Raw genomic sequence first — 19952 nt, 5'->3', positions numbered from 1 at the left:
CATGCAACTGAACAACCTGCGCATGGCAGACGCAAGTGCGCTCATGCACGGCTGGTGGCCGGCGCTGGAACACCGCCTGCCGTTCTGGCTGAGCGTGATCCTCGGCGTGCTCATCGCCTGGACCCTGGCGCAGCTGACCTGGGCGCTGCTGCCGCGCCCGCAATCCGTCGCACCTATATATAAGACGTCAGTGCCCGCCACCCCCGCAGCCAATCTCGATGCCGCCGCCGCGCTGCACTTGTTCGGCGTGGCCGGCGGCAACGCCGTCACCAACGCGCCCGAGACCACGCTGAATTTGACCCTGAGCGGCGTGGTGGCCGCCAACCCGGACATGAAACAATCCCTGGCCATCATCGCCTCGAACGGTGTCGGGCAGATGTATGCCGTCGGCGCGCAACTGCCGGGCGGCGCGCGGCTGCAATCCGTATATCCGGATCACGTGCTGCTGAACCTCAATGGTCGCACCCAGACGCTGAGCCTGCCGAAATTCAGCGGCAGCTCGGGCGCTGCGGACGCGGGCTTCACGACGCCCGGCGTACCGCCCGTGGTTTACGGGCGCAGCCTTCCGGCGACGCAAAATCTCCTGCAGTTACGCAATGAACTGGTCAGCCACCCCGAGCGCCTGATGGACATGATGCGTGCCATGCCGGTGATGGAGGACGGCAAGCTCACGGGCTATCGGGTGTTCCCGGTGGGCAACTCCGACGCGTTTTCCAAGCTCGGGCTCGACCCCGGCGATGTGGTGACCGCGGTCAACGGCATGCCGCTGGACAACCCGGCGCAGAGCCTGCAGGTGCTGAACAACATCCGCACCTCCGATCAGGTATCCATTACCTTCATACGCAACGGCCAGCAGCAAACCCGCATCCTTTCATTACAGAGCCCCAACGGCCCACCGAGATGACTACCGTGCCGAAACTTCCGCGCGCCTACCGCCGTCATCCCCTCTCCTGGCTGCATGCCCTGCTCATCGGATTGCTGCTGTGCACAGCCGCGGCGGTGCATGCCCAGAACGCCGGCATCACGCTCAACTTCAAGGATGCCGACATCCGTGAAGTCGCGGCTACCATCGGCCAGATCACCCACAAGGATTTCATCATTGATCCGCGCGTGCAGGGCCGGGTCACGGTGATTTCCAGCAAGCCCATCAGCGCGGATGCGGTGTACGCGACGTTTCTGTCCATGCTGCAGGTGCACGGCTTGGCCGCGGTGCCAGCCGGCGCCATGATCAAGATCGTGCCAGCGCTCGAAGCGCGCCAGATGCCGGGATCCAGCTTCAACTCCGGTACGCCGGGTGACGCGATCGTCACGGACGTGGTGCAGATCAACAACGTGTCCGCGGCGCAACTCGTGCCGGTGCTCAGACCGCTGATGTCCACCGAAGCGCAGCTTGCGGCCTATCCGGCCTCCAACATGCTCATCATTTCCGACCGCGCGAGCAACGTCACGCGGCTGCTGAATATCATCGAGCGCATCGATCAGCCGACGTCCAGCGAAGTCGAAGTGATCCCGCTGCAGAACGCCTCGGCGAGCGACGTGGTGCAGGTGTTGAATTCACTGCTGCAGAACCAGCAAGGTGCGGAAGCCGGACCGCCGCTGAAACTCGTGGCCGACACGCGCACCAACAGTATTCTCGTGGGCGGCGACAAGAATGACCGCTTGCGCATCCGCGCGCTGATTGCGCGGCTCGACACGCCGACGGAAACCGGCAATACCCAGGTGATCTACCTGCGTTACGCCAAGGCCAAGGACATCGCCGACGAACTCAAGAGCTTCGTCCAGGATCTGCAAAAACAGTCGGCGGCAAAAACCGGAGCCGCCGGCGCGGGCGCCACTGAACCGCAGGTGTCGCTGATTCCGGATGAGCGCACCAATGCGCTGGTAATCACCGCGCCGCCCAAGATCATGCATGCCGTGGAAGACGTGATCGCCAAGCTCGACATCCGCCGCGCGCAGGTGCTGCTCCAGACTATCGAAGCGGAACTCACCTCGGACAAGTCGGCACAACTCGGCATCACCTGGGTGGCGGACGCCCTGAACAACGCCGGTGCCGCCGGCATCACGGATTTCAGCAACACCGGCCCGAGCATCGGCGGCTTGGCGCAGCAGGCGCTGGCCGCACGCGCGGGCGCCAGCACGGGCAGTGCGCTTGGCACCACCGGTGCGCCCGGCATCGGGCTGCCGCAGGGCCTGACGCTCGGCGTCGGCAAGATCGTCACCGGCGGATTCAGTTGGGCGGCACTCATCAATGCGCTGGCCGGCAATTCCGACACCAACATCCTGTCCACACCCAGCATCGTGACGCTGGACAATCAGGAAGCCGACATCAAGGTGGCCCAGCAGGTGCCGTTCGTGACCGGCCAGTACACCAACACCAGCGGTACCGGCACCGCCGGCACCCCGGTCATCAATCCGTTCCAGACGGTACAGCGCGAGGACGTGGGCCTGGAACTCAAAATCACGCCGCAAATCAACGAAGGCAATGCCGTACTGCTGAAGATCGACCAGGTGATTTCCAACCTCACCGGCACCAGCATCGGCGGCCAGCCGGTGACGAATACGCGCGAGATCAAAACCAGCGTCATGGCCCAGGATGGGGAGATCGTGGTGCTGGGCGGCCTGATCGAGAATCAGCTCATCGAATCCGAGCAACACGTGCCGGTGCTGGGCAGCATTCCCCTGCTCGGCAACCTGTTCAAATTCCGCAGCACCACGAATACCAAGAGCAACCTGATGCTGTTCATCCAGCCCACCATCCTGCGCAATCCCGAGACCGCGGACCAGTACACCAACCGCACCTACAACCAGTTGCGCGACATCCAGTTGCGTAATCAGGGTCCGGTGCAACTCATGCCCCAGGAGCGGCGCCCGGTACTGCCGAACTTCAACAACACAAGCCGTCCGGCTGCACCGGCATCCCACGCTCCCGCCGCCACAACCCACACGACTGCGGCACCCGCAGCCACCAGCCACCACACACCGCCCGCGGCTACGCACCCGCCATCGGTGTAAGTTCCATGGCGATCACCCCCGACTCCGATTCCGGCACGCTCAGCCCGCGGTTGTCCGAAGCCCAGGTCGCGGTCCGCGGCATTCCGTTCCCGTTTGCCAAACGCCACGGCGTGCTGGTTGAGGCCGTCGAAAACAGCATCGCGCACGTGGTGCACCGGCAGGATGTGACCTCCGAAGCCCTGCTTGAGACGCGCCGCGTGCTCGGCCTGCCGCTCACGGCACGCGCGGTTAGCAACGAGGAATTCGACGCGCTGCTGCAACAGGCTTACGAGGAACAGACCAACAACGCCATGCAGATGATGGAAGGTCTGGACGAGGACGTGGACCTGTTCAGCGTGGCGCAGGCGCTACCCGAACCCGAAGACCTGCTGGAGAGCGAGGACGATGCACCCATCATCCGGCTGATCAACGCGCTGCTGACCGAGGCGGTCAAGGAAAACGCCTCCGACATTCACATCGAGCCGTTCGAGAACCGCCTGGTGGTGCGCTTCCGCGTGGACGGCGTGCTGCGCGTGGTACTGGAGTCGCGGCGCGCGGTGGCACCGCTGGTGGTATCGCGCGTCAAGGTCATGGCCAAGCTCGACATCGCGGAGAAGCGCCTGCCGCAGGACGGCCGCATTTCGCTGCGCATCGCCGGCCGGCCGATTGACGTGCGCGTGAGCACCATTCCCTCCGGCCACGGTGAACGCGTGGTGCTGCGCCTGCTCGACAAGCAGGCCGGACGGCTGGAACTCGAACACCTCGGCATGCCCGAGGACACGCGCACGCTGGTGGACGAACTCATCCACGTACCGCACGGCATCATCCTGGTCACCGGCCCGACCGGCTCGGGCAAGACCACCACGCTGTACGCGGCGCTCGCGCGCCTCAACGACCGCAGCCGCAACATCATGACGGTCGAGGATCCGATCGAATACTACATTGACGGCATCGGCCAGACGCAGGTCAACACGCGCGTGGACATGACCTTCGCGCGCGGCCTGCGTGCGATCCTGCGCCAGGACCCGGACGTGGTGATGGTGGGCGAAATCCGCGACCTGGAAACCGCCGAGATCGCGGTGCAGGCTTCGCTCACCGGGCATCTCGTGCTTTCCACGCTGCATACCAACACCGCGGTGGGCGCCATCACCCGGCTGCGCGACATGGGCGTAGAGCCGTTTTTGCTCTCATCTTCGCTGCTCGGCATGCTAGCGCAACGCCTGGTGCGCATCCTGTGTCCCGAGTGCAAGCAGCCGTACGCGGCGGGCGAACGCGAGTGCAAGGCGCTGGATCTGCCGCGCAATCAGCCGCCGACTCTCTATCGCCCGCAGGGATGCGAGCACTGCAACCGTGCCGGTTATCGCGGGCGCACCGGTATTTACGAGATGGTGGTGGTGGACGAGCACACGCGCGGCATGATCCACGACGGTAACAGCGAACAGGAACTCGAGCGCTACGCGCGCACCAAGACACCCAGCATCCGCCAGGATGGCCGGCGCCTGGTGCTAGCCGGCGAGACCAGCATCCAGGAAGTCCTGCGGGTTACTAGAGAAGACTAGTGAGGAGTGAGGAGTGAGGAGTGAGGCGCTTAAGAATATCTGCACGAGTAGTGCGGGTTTATTTCATTTCTGTCAGACCCGCATAAACGGGAATCCAGAATGTTTTAAAACCTGGATACCCGCTTTCGCGGATATGACGCAAAAACTACGGTTTTCCGCGGCGCTTAACCCGCGTGTATTTTCGTATCTTCTCAGTACGTTCTTGCCCCTCACCCCTCACCCCTCACCCTTCACTTCTTACTGACATGGGCGCGTTCGAATATACCGCTATCGACAACCGCGGCCGCGAGCGCCGCGGCGTGCTCGAAGGCGACACCCCGCGTCAGGTGCGCCAGCAATTGCGTGACCAGGGCCTGACGCCACTTGCGGTGGCGCAGGCCGCCGAGCACGAAGCCCGGGGCCGCATCGGCCTCGGCTGGCGGCGCGGCATCAGCGCCGCGGACCTGGCGTTGATTACGCGCCAACTGGCCACACTGGTGCGTTCCGCACTGCCGGTCGAGGAAGCGCTGCTCGTGGCCTCGCAGCAAAGTGAAAAGCCGCGTCTCAAGACCATGCTGCTTGCGGTGCGCGGACGCGTCATGGAGGGGCACACGCTGGCCTACGGCCTGGGGCAATTTCCGCACGTGTTTCCCGAGATTTTCCGCGCCACCGTGGCGGCTGGCGAACACACCGGGCACCTGGACGGCGTGCTCGAGCGGCTCGCCGACTATGCGGAGAACCGCCAGGTGCTGCGCCAGCGCATGCTGCTGGCGATGATTTACCCGGCACTACTCACCGTCATGGCGATCGTGGTGGTCGCGGGGCTCATGGCGTACGTGGTACCGCGCGTCACGGAAGTCTATACACACACCGGCCAGACGCTGCCGTTCCTGACCATCGCCCTGATCGCCGTCAGCCACTTCCTGCACGCCTACGGCATCTGGCTGATCGTGGCCCTGGTGATCGCGTTCTTCGTGTGGCGCCGCATGCTGCGCAAACCCGACGTGCGGCGGCGCTGGGATCGTTACAAGCTGCGCCTGCCGCTGTTCGGGCGCCTGGTGCGCGGCATCAACACCGCACAATTCACGCGCACGCTCAGCATTCTCGCGGGCAGCGGCGTGCCGGTGCTCGAAGCCCTGCGCATTGCCGGCGAAGTCGTGGTGAATCTGCCGATGCGCGAGGCCGTGGATGAAGCCGCAGCACGCGTGCGCGAAGGCGCTTCCATCAGCCAGTCGCTCGCCAAAAGCGGCCTGTTTCCGCCCATGGCGGTGCATCTGATCGCCAGCGGCGAGGCCAGCGGCAAGCTCGACAGCATGCTGGAACGCGCCGCCATCAGCCAGGAGCGCGAACTCGAAACCCTGACCGGCACCATGCTTGGCATCATGGAGCCCGGGCTGATCCTGGTCATGGGACTGATTGTGCTGCTCATCGTGCTCGGCATTCTGCTGCCGATTTTCGATCTCGACCAGATGGTTCACTGACCGGGAGGCTGCCGTGAAGATATCCGCTTTGCTGTGCTGCTGTGCGTTGTTATTTCCACTGACGGCGCTGGCCGCCGGCAACTTCAATTACAACTACGCCGAGCTGGGTTATCAGCGCCAGGCGACTCCCGGAGGCTCCACCCTCAACGGGCCGGTCCTGGATTTTTCCTGGACTGCATACAACGAACTGCAGATCATCGGCAGCTATGACCGGCTCACGCAATCCTCGCCTGACATCCGCTACGGCAATTATTCCGCCGGCATCCGCGGCGACAGCAATTTCAGCGAGCAAACGGATTTCACTACCGACATCCTGTATCTCGACAATCGCGCCACGGTGTCAGGCGCCTCCAGCACCGACAACGGGTACCGGCTGGCGTTCGGGTTTCGGCACTTGTTCACTCCGCGGGTGGAACTGGACGGCAGCATTGGCCACAACTGGCTGACCCAGTCTTCCAACGATGTCAGCCTCGGGCTGCTGTTCAATGCCACCGCGTGGCTGGCGGCCGGGCTGGGCTACAGTCACAACGGCGTCACCGGGAACACCGCGAGTGCGCGCCTGCGCTTGTATTTCTGAACCGCCCCGGAACTTTCGTGATACCTTGACACCCTAAGCACCAGTTCCAGGAATCCTTTCCCAGGGATACGGGTCGGCACCGCTTGTGGCTGCCGATGAAGCAATAATCATCAGCCGTTTTCACCTGGAGTAGCACCATGAAAACTCTGCGCTTGGTCCCGGGCATCGCGGTTCTGCTGGCCATGCTCACCTGCGGCGCGCTGCCGGCACTGGCCCGGGCCGCAGCTGCACCGGCCAAAGCGACTGACGTTTTTGCCAGCCTCCAATTCCGCAATCTGGGTCCGGCCATCGCCGGCGGGCGGGTGACCTCGGTAGTCGGCATTCCCGGCAATCCCAAGATTTATTACGTGGGCGCCGCTGGCGGCGGTGTGTGGAAAACCACTGACGGCGGCTTGCATTGGCAGGCGATTTTCACCAAAGAAGCCACGAGTTCCATCAGCAATATTGCGCTCGCGCCCTCCAACCCGAACCTGGTGTGGGTGGCCACGGGCGAGGTCAACATCCGCAACGACGTGCTGGACGGCGCCGGTTTGTATCTGTCCACCGATGCCGGCAAGACTTGGAAGCTCATGGGCTTCAAGGATGCCGGCCAGATCGCCAAGGTAGTGGTGGATCCACACAACTCCGACACCGTGTGGGTCGCAGTGCTCGGCCACGCCTGGGGCCCGAACCCCGAGCGCGGCGTGTTCAAGACCACCGACGGCGGCAAGACCTGGAAGAAAGTGCTGTTCGTCAACGATCACACCGGCGCCATTGACCTCACCCTGGACGGTGACAATCCGCAGGTGCTGTTCGCCGCCCTATGGCAGGCGCAACGCTATCCCTGGAAGCTCGACAACGGCGGACCGGACAGCGGCCTGTGGCGCTCCACCGACGGCGGCGATACCTGGACCAAGCTCACCACCGACCTGCCCAAGCCGCCCATCGGCCGCATCTCCATCGCGGCCGCTCCGAGCAATCCCGAGCACCTCTATGCGCTCATTGAGACCCGCCGCGGCAACGGCCTGCTGTTCACATCCACGGATCTCGGTGATCACTGGCAGCAGGTAAGCGACAACTACGACCTCGACGTGCGACCGTTCTATTTCTCGCACGTGTACGTCGCCCCCAACGACGAGAACAAACTGTACTTCGCCTCGTTCTTCCTCATGGAATCCGACGACGGCGGACACAGCGCGCATCCCATTGATATGAGCATGCATCCCGACCACCATGCTTTCTGGCAGGATCCAACAAATCCCGAGCGCATCATTCAGGGCAACGATGGCGGCGCGTATCTGAGCCTTGACGGCGGCAAAAGCTGGCGCTTCCTGGACGGCCTGCCCATCGAGCAGTTCTACATGGTCGCGGCCGACGGCAAAACGCCCTACAACCTGTGCGGCGGCCTGCAGGATAACAGCGGCTGGTGCGGGCCGTCCTCGTCACTGGCTGACAACGTAGTGAGCGGCAATGACTGGTACACGGTGGTGGGTGGTGACGGCGAGTACGTCGTACCCGCACCCAGCGATCCGGACATCATCTACGGCAATGCGCAAGATGGCGCCATCACGCGTTATGACCTGCGCACTCACCTGTCACCCAACCTCATGCCGTACGTCTACGGCCCCAGTGGCATCAATAGTCTCGAAACCAAAGATCAGAAATACCGCTACAACTGGACCTCGCCGATTGCAGTCTCGCCCACCGATGCCAACACCGTTTACATGGGCGGCAACGTGATGTTCAAGTCCACGGACGGCGGCGCACATTGGACCATCATCAGTCCGGATCTGACGCGCAACGACAAGAGCAAGCAGTTGAACTCCGGCGGGCCGGTGAATCTGGATCTCTCCGGTGCCGAAACCTACGACACCATCCTGTCGCTGACGCTCGCACCCACCGATCAGAACGTGATCTGGGCGGGCACCGACGACGGTCTCGTGCAGGTAAGCCGCAACGACGGTGGCAGTTGGTCCAACGTCACGCCCTCCGGCGCGCCGCATTGGGGCCGGGCGTACCAGATCGGCGTGTCGCCCTTCGATGCCGGCACCGCCTACGTGGCCTTCGACAACCACGAAATGGACGATACCAAGCCTTACGTCTATGCGACCGACAACTACGGCAAGTCCTGGCATTCCATCGCCAAGGGCCTGCCGGACGAGCCGGTGCTGGTAGTGCGCGAAGATCCGAACATGAAAGGCCTGCTGGTGCTCGGTAACATGACGGGCTTGTGGTACTCGCGCGACGACGGCGGCCACTGGCAGCAACTCAAGGCCGATTTTCCCACCGCCGCAGTATTCGATCTCAAATTCGTGCACCACGCGCTCGCCGTCGCCACCCATGGCCGCGGCCTGTTCGTGCTGGACAATCTGCGGCCCATTGAGGAGATGAACGACGACATCGCCAAGCAGGCATTCCATCTGTTCACGCCGTCCGAGGGAACGGAATTTGTACGCTGGTCACGTGGTGAAGGCGCGGAACCTTCATTCACCACACCCAATGCACCGGATGGCCCGATGATTGACTACTATCTCAAGACCGAGCTGAAAGCCACGCCGGCTGAAACAGCCCAACATCATTCGCCGGTCAAGATCGTGGTCACCGACGCCAACGGCAACAGCGTGGCGACCGATTACGGCCCGGCCAAGGCCGGTGTCAATCAGTTCGTGTGGAACATGAGCTATGACGCGCCCACGCAGTTGGACTTTGAAAAAATCCCGGCGGCTTTCGCCGCATTCAGCCCATCCGGCCCCGCGGTGCTGCCCGGCACCTACCATGTAGCGGTGACCGTCGGCGGCCAGACCCAGACCACCACAGTGACGGTGCACAGCGACCCGAACCTGCGCATTCCGCTGGAAGTGATGCAAGCCGACCTCAAAATTGGCCTGGAAGTGCGCAACGAAACCAGCGCGTTCAATGAAATGCTGAACCGCATCGTAGCCATGCAGAATGCGCTGGGATCCTTCGAGACCGGCACTGCGGCCGGCGAGCCACAATACGCGGCTGTGCTCAGCCAGGCGAAAGCTCTCGACAAGAAGCTCACGGACCTCAAGAACAGCGTCTACAACCAGGGTCTGCAGCACATGGTGGTGGAAGACAACATCCACTATCTCGCGCGCCTGAACGGCGAGCTTCAGTCGCTGAGCGGGATAACAACGCTGATCGGGCAGATGCCCACTGCGCCGATGCGGGATGCTGCAGCTGAGGTTGGCTCGAAGCTGAACGTCAAGCTCGCCGAGTTCAACGCCATCCTCGCAACCGACGTACCGGCTTACAACAAGACCGCCTACACCGCCGGCGCGCCCACGCTCATGGTGGGTCAGCCGATCAGCGTCAAACCGGTGCAGATGTAAACGCGTATCGCTGCGCGCAGATCACGGGGAGGGCCATGCCCTCCCCTTTTTTATCTATACTGCACCGGCCACGAACCGGAGATAAGCGTGTTCAGTCCATCGGCGCGGTTTGTTTGCCTGGCGTTGGCACTGGTGTTGCCATGCCTGGACGGTTGCACGAGCTTTCTCGCCCGCCAGATGGTGGAAGCGCCCAACAAACTTCAGACACCACCGGAGCAGCAGCCGGAGATAGCTGCGTTTTTCGATCAGGTCCGCGACCAGGACTTCAGCCGCACCGACATGGTTCCGGTAGGACCACCGCCAGCGCAGCTTTCCATTGCCGTCATGCCACCCGGCGATGCCAATATGGAATATCACACTGACATCACAAAGCATCAAGCCTCCGTTCACTTCAAGCCCGGAAAGCTGCAGCGTTACTCCAGCAGACCAAAAGGCACTATCGTGCTCCTGCCTGCGTTCCAAAACGGCAAATTCATGATGTTGCCCTGGGCTTTTGTGCTGGCCAAGGCGGGGTATCAATGCGTGCTGGTGGATTTGCGCGGCGAGGGCCTGTCAACGGGTAACTGGATTACCTGGGGTAATGTCGAATCCCGTGACGTGCAACAGCTCATCCACTGGCTCTACGCCCAAAACATCGTGTACGGTCCCCTGGTGTTGATGGGCGTCTCGTATGGCGCCTCGGTCGCACTGCGCGCGGCTGCGCTGGATTCGCAAGTCAAGGCGGTAGTCGCCATCGAGCCTTTCGTGAATGCCGTGGACGTCATCCATCGCGGTGGGCGCATCATGTTTCCGACGCTCAGCCATTTTGTCAGCGCTGCGCGCATGAACGAAGCCGTCAAAGAGGCCGATCAACTGGCGGATACCAGACTGGAGACGGCAACCGCACTGCCAGCGGCATCCTCACTGAACATCCCCGTGATGTATATCTACGGAGGCAAGGATCAATTTGTACCGGCGACCGACCAACAGGAATTGATATCCGCCACCCGGCATACCGAGCATCTCGGTATCCCGGCTGCAAACCACATGACCTTGCCGATTGAATTCCCAAAATACCAGCAGCCAGTGCTGGACTGGCTGGCCCGGACACTCAATAACGGATCAGCGCCGCCCCCCAGGTAAAACCGCCACCGAAGGCTTCCAGGAGAATCGTCTGGCCGCGTTTAATGCGTCCGTCGCGCACCGCCACATCCAGTGCCAGCGGTACCGAGGCGGTGGACGTGTTGCCGTGCTCCTGGATGGTGAGGATCACGCGCTCCATGGGCATTTTCAGCTTGCGCGCGGTGGCCTCGATGATGCGCAGATTGGCCTGGTGCGGCACCAGCCAGTCGAGCTGCTCAGGCGGCATGTGGTTTGCTGCCAGCGCTTCCACCACGATGTCGCCGAGTTTCCGCACCGCGATCTTGAATACCTCGTTGCCCTTCATGCGGATGAAGTCGCGGCCCCCAAGAAAATCCTGCGGCTTCTTCGATACCCCGGAGGGAAAGTACAGCAAGTCCGCGTACTGGCCGTCGGCATGCAGGTGCGTGGAGATGATGCCCGGCTGGTCGGCGGGTTGCAGCACCACGGCACCGGCGCCGTCGCCGAACAGCACACAGGTGCCGCGGTCGGTGTAGTCGGTCATGCGCGACAGGGTCTCGCCGCCCACGATCAGCGCGCAGCGCGCGCTGCCCGCGCGGATGTATTTGTCGCCGATGTCCAATGCATAAATGAACCCGGCACACGCGGCTTCCAGGCTGAAGGCCGGGCAGCCGTGCATGCCCATGCGTTGCTGCAGCAGGCAGCCCATGTTGGGAAATACCTGATCCGGTGTGGTCGTGCCGACGATCACGAGGTCGATGTCCCCGGGTCCGACGCCCGCGGCCTGCATGGCATTGCGCGCGGCCTGCTCGCAGAAATCCAGATTGGTTTCGTGCTCGGCGGCGATATGCCTGCGCTCGATACCGGTGCGCGTGCGGATCCACTCGTCCGTGGTATCCACCATCTTCTCCAGGTCCTGGTTGGTGAGCACCTTTTCCGGCAATGCGCTGCCGGTGCCGGCAATCCTGGAGTAAATGTTCTTCATGCGGCACCTGTGCCGGTGTTGGGCAGCTGCACTTCCAGCAGCCGGCCGATGCGCTGCGGGACCTGATTCTGGATTTCGAGTATCGCCACGCGGATGGCGCTCGCGAAGCCCACGCTGTCGGTACTGCCGTGGCTTTTCACCACCACCGCGCGCAAACCCAGCAGGCTCGCGCCATTGTAATGGCGCGGATCCAGCCGACGCTTGAGCGCATGCAGCACCGGCAGCGCGGCCAGCGCCAGCAGGCGTGTGAACGCAGTGCGCCGGAATTCCTCGCGCAGCATCTGGCTGATGAGTTTGGCCAGCCCCTCGATGGTCTTGAGCGCCACGTTGCCGACGAAGCCATCCGACACCACCACATCCACGTCGCGCGAAAAGATGTCGTCGCCTTCCACGAAGCCGATGTAGTTCAGATGGCTGGTCTCCAGCAGCTTGGCGGCATCACGTACCTTCTCGATGCCCTTGATTTCCTCTTCACCGATGTTGAGCAAGCCCACGCGCGGTGACTCGATGTGATATACGGATTCGGCAAGCGCTGCACCCATGACGCCGAATTGGAACAGTTGCTCGGGAGTACAGTCGGCATTGGCGCCGAGGTCCAGCATGTGGGTGTGGCCGCCATGCGAAGGAATGAGCGTACAGATCGCCGGCCGGTCTATGCCGGGGACGGTCTTCAACACGAAGCGCGCGGTGGCCATGAGCGCACCGGTGTTGCCGGCGCTCACACAGCCGTCAGCCTGGCCGTTTTTCACCAGGTTGATGGCCACGCGCATCGAAGAATCTTTCTTGTGGCGCAACGCCTGCGAGGGCAACTCGTCCATGAGTACCACCTGCGAGGCATGCTGAACCTTGAGGCGCTGCGCAAAAGCGTGGACATCGCCGGCTACCATCGGATTGATGATGGCGGCATCCCCCACGAGGATGACGTGCAGAAAGGCATGCTTGTTGAGCATGCTGATGGCGGCCGGCACCACGACGGACGGCCCGTGATCGCCACCCATGGCGTCCAGCGCAATCGTGACGGTGTCGTTGCTCATGCCATGGCTGGAGATATCTTGGGCCCGTGGGATTCGGTCGGCGCGCGATCCGGTATGCATTGCGAGCCGGAGATCCGCTGCCATGCCGGTGCAACGACGTGCATCATCGCATGGGCGCCGACAACGGCGGTATCAGTCTTCCTGCGGGATGCTCAGGATTTTCTTGCCGCGATAAAACCCGTCGGCGCCGATGTGGTGCCGGCGGTGGGTGTGACCCGTGGTCTTGTCGACCGCCAGGGTTGGCCCGTCGAGCGCATCGTGTGAACGGCGCTGGCCACGACGGGAGGGGGAAACGCGACTTTTCTGGACTGCCATGTTGGGCTCCTGCTGACAATGCTTTTCAAGCTCAATGACGCCGGAGCGTCTTCAAAATTTCAAACGGTCGCCTAGCTTCGGCAGCAGGCGCCATGGTTTTGGGCTTTACGGTCGGCATGCGCAGTGCCGCGCAGTCTTCCGGCTTGGCATGGCGTGGCGCCAGCGGCAACGCCAGGAGCAACTCGTCTTCGACCAGTTCCGCCAGGCGTATCTTTCCGCTGCTGGAATCCAGCGTGTCGTAGCTGTCCGGCCAGTGCTGCGCCTGACTGCTGCCCGCCCAGCCAAGCCGCATGTGCACATCCACCGGATGGCGCAGCAATCCAAAGCAGCGCTGACAGCTCAGACCCAAGCTGGCCTGCAGCCTGCCATTCACCACCGCGAGTCCGCCTTCCTTGAAAACCTGCAGGTCAATGTCGACTTGACCGCCAGCGTCCGCAAGCGCTGCACACAAGCGCGGCATGCGACTCAGGCTCAATCGGCCCGCCACCATCTGTGGCGTATGACCCGCTTTCGTCAGGTCCAAAAATTCCGGCAGGCCGCCTGACATAGGCGCGGTATGATACGTTTGAGCCCTGCGCTTGTCAAAGTAAAATTGCTCCAAGCCATTGTTTTTATTGCGCTTGGCCCCTGTTCTGGAACGCACTCAACGCCCGCACTGAAACCATGCACATTCTGCTCGCCTCGACTTCCGCCTACCGCCGCGCGCTGCTCGCACGTCTGGGCCTGACGTTTGAGTGCATGGCTCCAGGCACCGACGAGACACCCCAGGCCGGCGAACTGCCCGCGGCTCTGGTCACGCGCCTGGCGAAGGCCAAGACGACGGCCGTTGCGCAGCGCTATCCCGACAGTCTGGTCATCGGCGCCGATCAGGTAGCGGAGCTGGACGGAGAAATCCTGGGTAAGCCCGGAGATCACACGCGGGCAATTCAACAATTGAGCGCCCAGTCCGGACAGGCCGTGATCTTCCATACCGCGGTGTGCGTACAGTTGGCAGCCACCGGCCGCCAGTTTGCGCACCTGGACACCACACGGGTTTATTTCCGCAGACTTTCGGCGCAGGAAATTGAACGCTATCTCCGCGCCGAGCAACCGTATGACTGTGCCGGCAGCTTCAAGTCCGAGAGCCTGGGCATCAGCCTGTTTGAGCACATCGAATCGCGGGATCCAACCGCACTCATGGGCCTGCCGTTGATTGCCGTTTGCCGATTTCTGCGCGAACTCGGCGTCACCCTGCCCTAGGCAATCGGTTCAAGCCGGTCGAGCAGCATCTGCAATTGCGCATCCAGTGGCGCACTCACCTGCATCGGTACCCCCGTTGCGGGATGCACAAAGCCGAGACTGGCCGCGTGCAGGAACATGCGCTTCAGACCCAATGAACGGAAATGCCGGTTGGCTTCGCGCGCGCCGTATTTTTCATCGCCCAGCACCGGATGGCCGAGATGCGCTGCGTGTACCCGGATCTGATGGGTGCGGCCGGTGCGGATGGCAACTTCCATCAGGGTCGCATCGCGGAACCTGCGGATGGGCTGGAAATGACTTTCCGCCTCGCGGCCGTCCTCGGCAACCTTGACCATGCGCTCACCGCTCTGCAGCACGTTTTTCTGCAAAGCCACGCGCACCTGACACGGGCCGCCTGTCCATGCGCCGGCCAGCAGGGCGAGATAGCGCTTGTCCACCTGCCCGGTGCGCAGTGCGGCATGCAGCGAGCGCAGGGCCGACGGTTTGCGGGCCACCAGCAAACAGCCGCTGGTGTCGCGATCCAGGCGGTGCACCAGTTCGAGATGCCGGTCGCCCGGACGCATGGCACGCAAGGCTTCAATCACGCCGAGGCTCACGCCGCTGCCACCGTGCACCGCCCAACCGGCCGGCTTGTTGAGCACGAGCAGAAATTCGTCCTCATGCACAATCGCCGCCTGCAAGACCGCCTGCTGACGGCTGCCGGGCCGGGTCTGCGGCTCCGGAGCGGACTGGCGCACCGGCGGAATGCGGATTTCATCACCCCCCGCGACCCGGTAATCGGGCTTGGCGCGCCGCCCGTTGACGCGCACCTGTCCGGTACGCAACAGACGGTACACATGTCCCTTGGGCACGCCCTTGAGTTCGCGCAGCAGAAAATTGTCGAGGCGTTGCTCCGCCTGTTCGGCGGCGACAGACACATGCCTGGCTTTGGGGCGCAGGTTTTCCACTTAAGCTCCTGAAAATAAAAGCCCTGAGGTCGTTGAAGGCCTGCGCCGGCGCTGCTATAGTACCCGACAGGTAGCCGCGCCTCTGCCGATGCATGCCGGCGCCGCAATGCGAAGTCCCCGTCACGGGGTTTTTGAAGGTTTACAGGTGGGGTGTGCCGAGGTTGGCAACCCCGTGTTCAAACGGTGTCGCCGCCCTGATTTCAGGGTTCGAGCGTCACCAACGACTGCGCTCCCATGCCTCGCATGGTCTGGATGCGCCGGTCATGTGCCTGGGCAGGATTGCTTTTGGCTGCCGCCGCAAGCGGCGCCGTTGATCGAAGTCTGAGATCCCGCCCCCGGGCCGTCCGGCCATCGTGACCCTGCGCAGACCGTGGTTGAGCGTCTGCGAGAATCAACATGAAAAGAATGCTGGTGAATGCCACGCAGCCGGAAGAGCTGCGCGTGGCCATGGTGGATGGCCAGAAACTCTACGATCTGGATATCGAAGTCCCCTCCCGCGAACAGAAAAAGGCCAATATCTACAAGGGCAAGATTTCGCGTGTCGAGCCCAGTCTGGAAGCCTGTTTCGTGGATTACGGCTCGGAACGCCACGGGTTCCTGCCGCTCAAGGAAATCTCCCGGGTATATTTCAAGTCCGGAGCCGATCTGTCCGGACGCCTCAATATCCGCGAATTGCTCCAGGAAGGCCAGGAGCTGGTGGTGCAGGTGGACAAGGAGGAGCGCGGCAACAAAGGCGCGGCGCTCACCACCTTCATCAGCCTGGCCGGGCGCTTTCTGGTGCTCATGCCCAATAATCCGCGCGCCGGTGGCGTGTCGCGGCGCGTGGAGGGCGACGACCGCGAGGACCTGCGCGACGCGCTCACCACGCTGCAGCTGCCGGACGGCATGGGCGTCATCGTGCGCACCGCCGGCGTGGGCCGCAGCGGCGAGGAACTGCAATGGGACCTGGATTACCTGCGCCAGATCTGGGATGCGATTGAAAAAGCGTCGCAGGGCCGCAGCGCCCCCTTCCTGATCTACCAGGAAAGCAATGTCATCATCCGCGCGCTGCGCGATTACCTGCGCACCGACATCGGCGAAATCCTGGTGGACGACGCCAAGACCTGCGAGGAAGCCCGGCACTTCATGCAACAGGTGATGCCGCAGAACCTCGACAAGCTCAAGCACTACGCCGACCGCATCCCGCTGTTCACCCGCTTCCAGATCGAGAGCCAGATCGAGGCCGCCTTCGGCCGCGAGGTGCGCCTGCCCTCGGGCGGCGCCGTGGTCATCGATCACACCGAAGCGCTAGTAGCCATCGACGTGAATTCCGCGCGTGCCACCAAGGGCGGGGACATCGAGGAAACCGCATTGCGCACCAATCTGGAAGCCGCCGACGAAGTCGCGCGCCAGTTGCGCCTGCGCGACCTGGGCGGCCTGATCGTGATCGACTTCATCGACATGGGGCCGCAGAAGAATCAGCGTGATGTCGAGGACCGGTTACGCGACGCGCTCAGGATGGACCGCGCGCGCGTGCAGGTCGGGAAACTCTCGCGCTTCGGCCTGCTGGAAATGTCGCGCCAGCGCCTGCGCCCGTCGCTCGGCGAATCCACCCAGGTGGTGTGCCCGCGCTGCAACGGCGAAGGACACATCCGCGGCGTGGAATCCCTGTCGCTATCGGTGCTGCGCCTGCTGGAAGAGGAAGCCATGAAGGACCGCACTTCCCGGGTAGTGGCGCAACTGCCGGTGAACGTGGCCACCTTCCTGCTCAACGAGAAGCGCCACATCATCGCCGAAGTGGAAAAGCGTTGTGGGGTAAGCGTGGTGCTGGTACCGAACCCGCACCTGGATTCGCCGCGTTACGAGATTCAGCGCATGCGCGACGATGAAGTGCCGTCCGCCGCAGGCGCCACCAGCAGTTACAAACTGGTGACCGAGCCGCCGACGCCGGAAGTTCCGGGCGCGGAAATCAAACGCGAAGCGCCGCCGGAACCGGCGGTCAAGACCATCGTGCCGTCCACGCCTGCGCCGGTTTCGCGCGTGGATGCGCCCGCGCGCCCTGGAATCCTGGTGCGCATGTGGCGTGCGCTGTTTGCGAGCGGGCCACGGCCGCCCGCGCCTGCTCCGCGCTCACAGCCGCCGCGGCAGCAGGACAACAATCGTTTCGATCGCGATCGGCCGCACGCGCGGGATCGGGATCGCGGTCGCAATCGCGATCGCGATCGCTATGCTTCCTCCGGCTCGCGCCGCCCGGAGCGCAATAGCCCGCCGCCGCGTCCGCAGTCGCGGCCCCAGCCGCAGTCCCGGCCGCGGGATCGCATGCCGCCTTATGCACAGGAGAACAACCAGGCGCGTCCGGCCGAGCGCCCGCAGCCGGTACAAGAGGCGCCCGCTCCCGAGCGTGCACCACCGGTCGCAACTCCGGCGCCATCCGCCGCACCGGTGACTTCGGCGCCGGCCCCCGCCGACGGGCAGGCCAATCGCGCACCCGCGCGCAATGACGGGCGTGGCGGTCGGCGCGGCACGCGGCGTGGTCGCCGTGGCGGTCGCCGCCGTCATCGTTACGAGGCCGGGCATCAGGCCGAGGGCAAGCCGCCGGAAAATCGTACCGATATCAATCCCAATTATCAGGCTGCTCCACCGTCCGAGTTGCCGCAGTCGGTGAACCCGCCGCACGCAGCCGCTCCTGCACCTGCTGAGTCCCAGGCGCTGCCGAATGACGTTGCACAGCGGGATCGCACCATTCCGCTGTTTCAGGTGCGCGAACAGGTCGCGGCCCCGGTTAAGGAAGAACCCACCAGCGCCCCGGGCAACACCGGCGAACAACGTTCGGAATAATCGGCGGGACGCTCCGAAGGGAGCAACTCAGGGGCATCGCGCGGTGCAACCGGTGACGTAGATCAGCCACGCACGGACCGCGGTTGCGCATTGCCATGCAAGCGGCACTGACCACGGATCGCAGCGCCGCGGACGGACCGATCCACCCTCACCGCTGACGGGAAGGTCCGACTTCCACCGCGCCACCGCGGCGGATGTGGGCCAACAGGCCCATCGCTCCCAGCTCCACCAGATCCAGCACGCGCACGAAGCCGTCGGCTCCGCCGAAATACGGGTCGGGCACTTCGTCCACCGGGCTATGCGCCGCATAGGCCAGCAGCAAGTTCAGCTCGGCGCGCGCCGCGCGCGGCTGGATGGCGCGCAATTCCGCGAGATTGGCGCGATCCATCGCGAGGACGTAATCAAACACTTCGAAGTCGGCCGCCGATACCTGGCGGCCGCGGTGGCGCTGGATATCAATGCCCCGCGCGCGCGCCGCGGCGATGGCGCGCACATCCGGCGCCTGACCGAGGTGGTAATCGTGGGTGCCGGCGGAATCCACATGCACTTTTAATTTCGGCGCACGCTCAGCCAGCAGTTTTCTGAACACACCTTCGGCGGTCGGTGAACGGCAGATGTTGCCCATGCACACGAACAGCACGCCGGTGGTATGTGCGGAGTCTCGCATCACTCGGATTGCCGCAGCAATTCTGCGGCGCGTTTCAGGTCTTCGGGCGTATCCACGCTCGGACCGGGAATTTCGCGCGCCGGATCCACGAGCATGCGCATACCGAGCCATAGGGCGCGCAACTGCTCGAGCCGTTCGATGCGTTCCAGTTCGCAGGCCGGCGTGGCGGCCAATTGGCGCAAGACCGCCGGCCGATAGGCATAGAGGCCGATGTGCCGCAGCGCCCCCTGCCAGTGCTGCTGGGATTGCACCCCCGCCGGCGCCCCGTCCCGGTCCCAGGGAATCGGCGCGCGGCTGAAATACAGCGCCCGCCCCTGCTGGTCGGCCACCACCTTGACCACATTGGGATTGAGAAATTCCTCGAGTGAGTGGATCGGCGTACACAGCGTGGCCAGTTCCGCATCCTCGCGGCGGTCGAACAGCGCCGCCACCTGGCGAATGGTGCCGGCCGGCATCAGCGGCTCATCGCCCTGCAGGTTGACGATGATGCCGTCGTCCGGCCAGTCAAGCCGCGTCAGTGCTTCCGCGATCCGGTCGGTGCCTGAAACATGCGTGGCCAGCGTAAGCTCGGCACGAAATCCCCCGGCCTGACAGGCCGCTTGGATGCGCTCGTCATCCGTCGCCACCAGCACGAGATCCGCGCCGCTGGCATGCGCGCGTTCGCACACGTGCAGGATCAGGGGCTTGCCCAGCAATGACGCGAGCGGCTTGCCGGGCAGGCGCTGCGAACCCATGCGTGCCGGAATCAGCACCGCGAAGCGCATTTACGCGAGCTCGTCGCTGCTGAGTGCGCGGGCTTCCTCCTGCAACATCACCGGAATGCCGTCGCGTACCGGATACGCCAGGCGGTCGGGTTTGCAGATCAATTCGTTCTCGGTCTTGTGGTACACCAGCGGTCCCTTGCACAGCGGGCACACCAGGATTTCCAGCAGCTTCGCATCCATCCGAC

General features: G+C 63.6%; 17 protein-coding genes. 9 read left to right on the top strand and 8 right to left on the bottom strand.

Features of this window, described 5'->3' with window-relative positions; all coding sequences use genetic code 11:
- Position 1: 1 nt before the first annotated feature.
- The 7 genes from gspC (at position 2) to VJR90_04570 (ending at position 11041) form a co-directional block, all read left to right on the top strand.
- The gene (gspC, locus tag VJR90_04600; protein HKV96757.1) at positions 2-904 is read left to right on the top strand and encodes a type II secretion system protein GspC; all 903 of its coding nucleotides are present in this window, start codon (positions 2-4) and stop codon (positions 902-904) included.
- Positions 901-3012 carry a type II secretion system secretin GspD gene (gspD, locus tag VJR90_04595; protein ID HKV96756.1) on the top strand — a complete coding sequence of 704 codons (2112 nt, stop codon included), beginning with the start codon at positions 901-903 and terminating at the stop codon, positions 3010-3012. Before gspC ends, gspD begins: the two co-directional genes overlap by 4 nt.
- A gap of 5 nt (positions 3013-3017) precedes the next feature.
- Entirely contained in the window at positions 3018-4550 is a 1533-nt protein-coding gene (gene gspE / locus VJR90_04590; protein ID HKV96755.1) for a type II secretion system ATPase GspE, read from the top strand.
- Between the two features lie 245 nt (positions 4551-4795).
- Positions 4796-6010: a type II secretion system inner membrane protein GspF gene (gspF, locus tag VJR90_04585; protein HKV96754.1), complete on the top strand. Its 1215-nt coding sequence runs from the start codon at positions 4796-4798 to the stop codon at positions 6008-6010.
- 13 nt (positions 6011-6023) lie between these two features.
- Positions 6024-6587, top strand: coding sequence for a hypothetical protein (locus VJR90_04580; GenBank protein HKV96753.1), 564 nt, complete (start codon positions 6024-6026; stop codon positions 6585-6587).
- A gap of 137 nt (positions 6588-6724) precedes the next feature.
- Positions 6725-9919, top strand: coding sequence for a hypothetical protein (locus VJR90_04575; protein ID HKV96752.1), 3195 nt, complete (start codon positions 6725-6727; stop codon positions 9917-9919).
- An 87-nt stretch (positions 9920-10006) separates the two neighbouring features.
- Positions 10007-11041, top strand: coding sequence for an alpha/beta fold hydrolase (locus VJR90_04570; GenBank protein ID HKV96751.1), 1035 nt, complete (start codon positions 10007-10009; stop codon positions 11039-11041).
- Here VJR90_04570 and VJR90_04565 read toward each other — a convergent pair.
- The 4 genes from VJR90_04565 to VJR90_04550 all read right to left on the bottom strand — a co-directional run bounded on the left by VJR90_04565 (position 11010) and on the right by VJR90_04550 (position 13856).
- Positions 11010-11984 carry a beta-ketoacyl-ACP synthase III gene (locus tag VJR90_04565; protein HKV96750.1) on the bottom strand — a complete coding sequence of 325 codons (975 nt, stop codon included), beginning with the start codon at positions 11982-11984 and terminating at the stop codon, positions 11010-11012. The two genes, VJR90_04570 and VJR90_04565, sit on opposite strands and share 32 nt — an antisense overlap.
- Positions 11981-13018, bottom strand: coding sequence for a phosphate acyltransferase PlsX (plsX, locus tag VJR90_04560; GenBank protein HKV96749.1), 1038 nt, complete (start codon positions 13016-13018; stop codon positions 11981-11983). The genes VJR90_04565 and plsX overlap by 4 nt, the downstream gene beginning before the upstream one ends.
- A 132-nt stretch (positions 13019-13150) precedes the next feature.
- The gene (gene rpmF, locus VJR90_04555; GenBank protein HKV96748.1) at positions 13151-13333 is read right to left on the bottom strand and encodes a 50S ribosomal protein L32; all 183 of its coding nucleotides are present in this window, start codon (positions 13331-13333) and stop codon (positions 13151-13153) included.
- 31 nt (positions 13334-13364) lie between these two features.
- Positions 13365-13856, bottom strand: a complete 492-nt coding sequence (locus VJR90_04550; protein ID HKV96747.1) for a YceD family protein — start codon at positions 13854-13856, stop codon at positions 13365-13367.
- A gap of 140 nt (positions 13857-13996) precedes the next feature.
- Between VJR90_04550 and VJR90_04545 the strand changes: the two genes are divergently transcribed.
- Positions 13997-14572, top strand: coding sequence for a Maf family protein (locus tag VJR90_04545; GenBank protein HKV96746.1), 576 nt, complete (start codon positions 13997-13999; stop codon positions 14570-14572).
- Here the strand turns inward: VJR90_04545 and rluC are convergent.
- A complete protein-coding gene (gene rluC / locus VJR90_04540; GenBank protein HKV96745.1) occupies positions 14569-15519 on the bottom strand; it encodes a 23S rRNA pseudouridine(955/2504/2580) synthase RluC in 951 nt (316 codons plus the stop codon). The two genes, VJR90_04545 and rluC, sit on opposite strands and share 4 nt — an antisense overlap.
- A 396-nt stretch (positions 15520-15915) precedes the next feature.
- On the opposite strand from rluC, the gene VJR90_04535 reads away from it, so the two are divergent.
- Positions 15916-18336 carry an Rne/Rng family ribonuclease gene (locus tag VJR90_04535; protein HKV96744.1) on the top strand — a complete coding sequence of 807 codons (2421 nt, stop codon included), beginning with the start codon at positions 15916-15918 and terminating at the stop codon, positions 18334-18336.
- A 148-nt stretch (positions 18337-18484) separates the two neighbouring features.
- On the opposite strand, the gene VJR90_04530 is transcribed toward VJR90_04535, so the two are convergent.
- From VJR90_04530 to VJR90_04520, 3 genes are read right to left on the bottom strand one after another with little or no spacing between them, the layout of a single operon-like run.
- Positions 18485-19003 (bottom strand): low molecular weight protein-tyrosine-phosphatase, encoded by a 519-nt coding sequence (locus tag VJR90_04530; GenBank protein HKV96743.1) that lies wholly within the window; start codon positions 19001-19003, stop codon positions 18485-18487.
- Positions 19003-19767, bottom strand: a complete 765-nt coding sequence (gene kdsB, locus VJR90_04525; protein ID HKV96742.1) for a 3-deoxy-manno-octulosonate cytidylyltransferase — start codon at positions 19765-19767, stop codon at positions 19003-19005. The genes VJR90_04530 and kdsB overlap by 1 nt, the downstream gene beginning before the upstream one ends.
- Entirely contained in the window at positions 19768-19947 is a 180-nt protein-coding gene (locus VJR90_04520; protein ID HKV96741.1) for a Trm112 family protein, read from the bottom strand. It lies immediately after the preceding gene.
- Positions 19948-19952: the final 5 nt, after the last annotated feature.

This window comes from Gammaproteobacteria bacterium, from assembly GCA_035279405.1.
Lineage (GTDB): Bacteria > Pseudomonadota > Gammaproteobacteria > Natronospirales > REEB76 > REEB76.
This window is presented reverse-complemented; position numbering and strand designations above follow the sequence as displayed.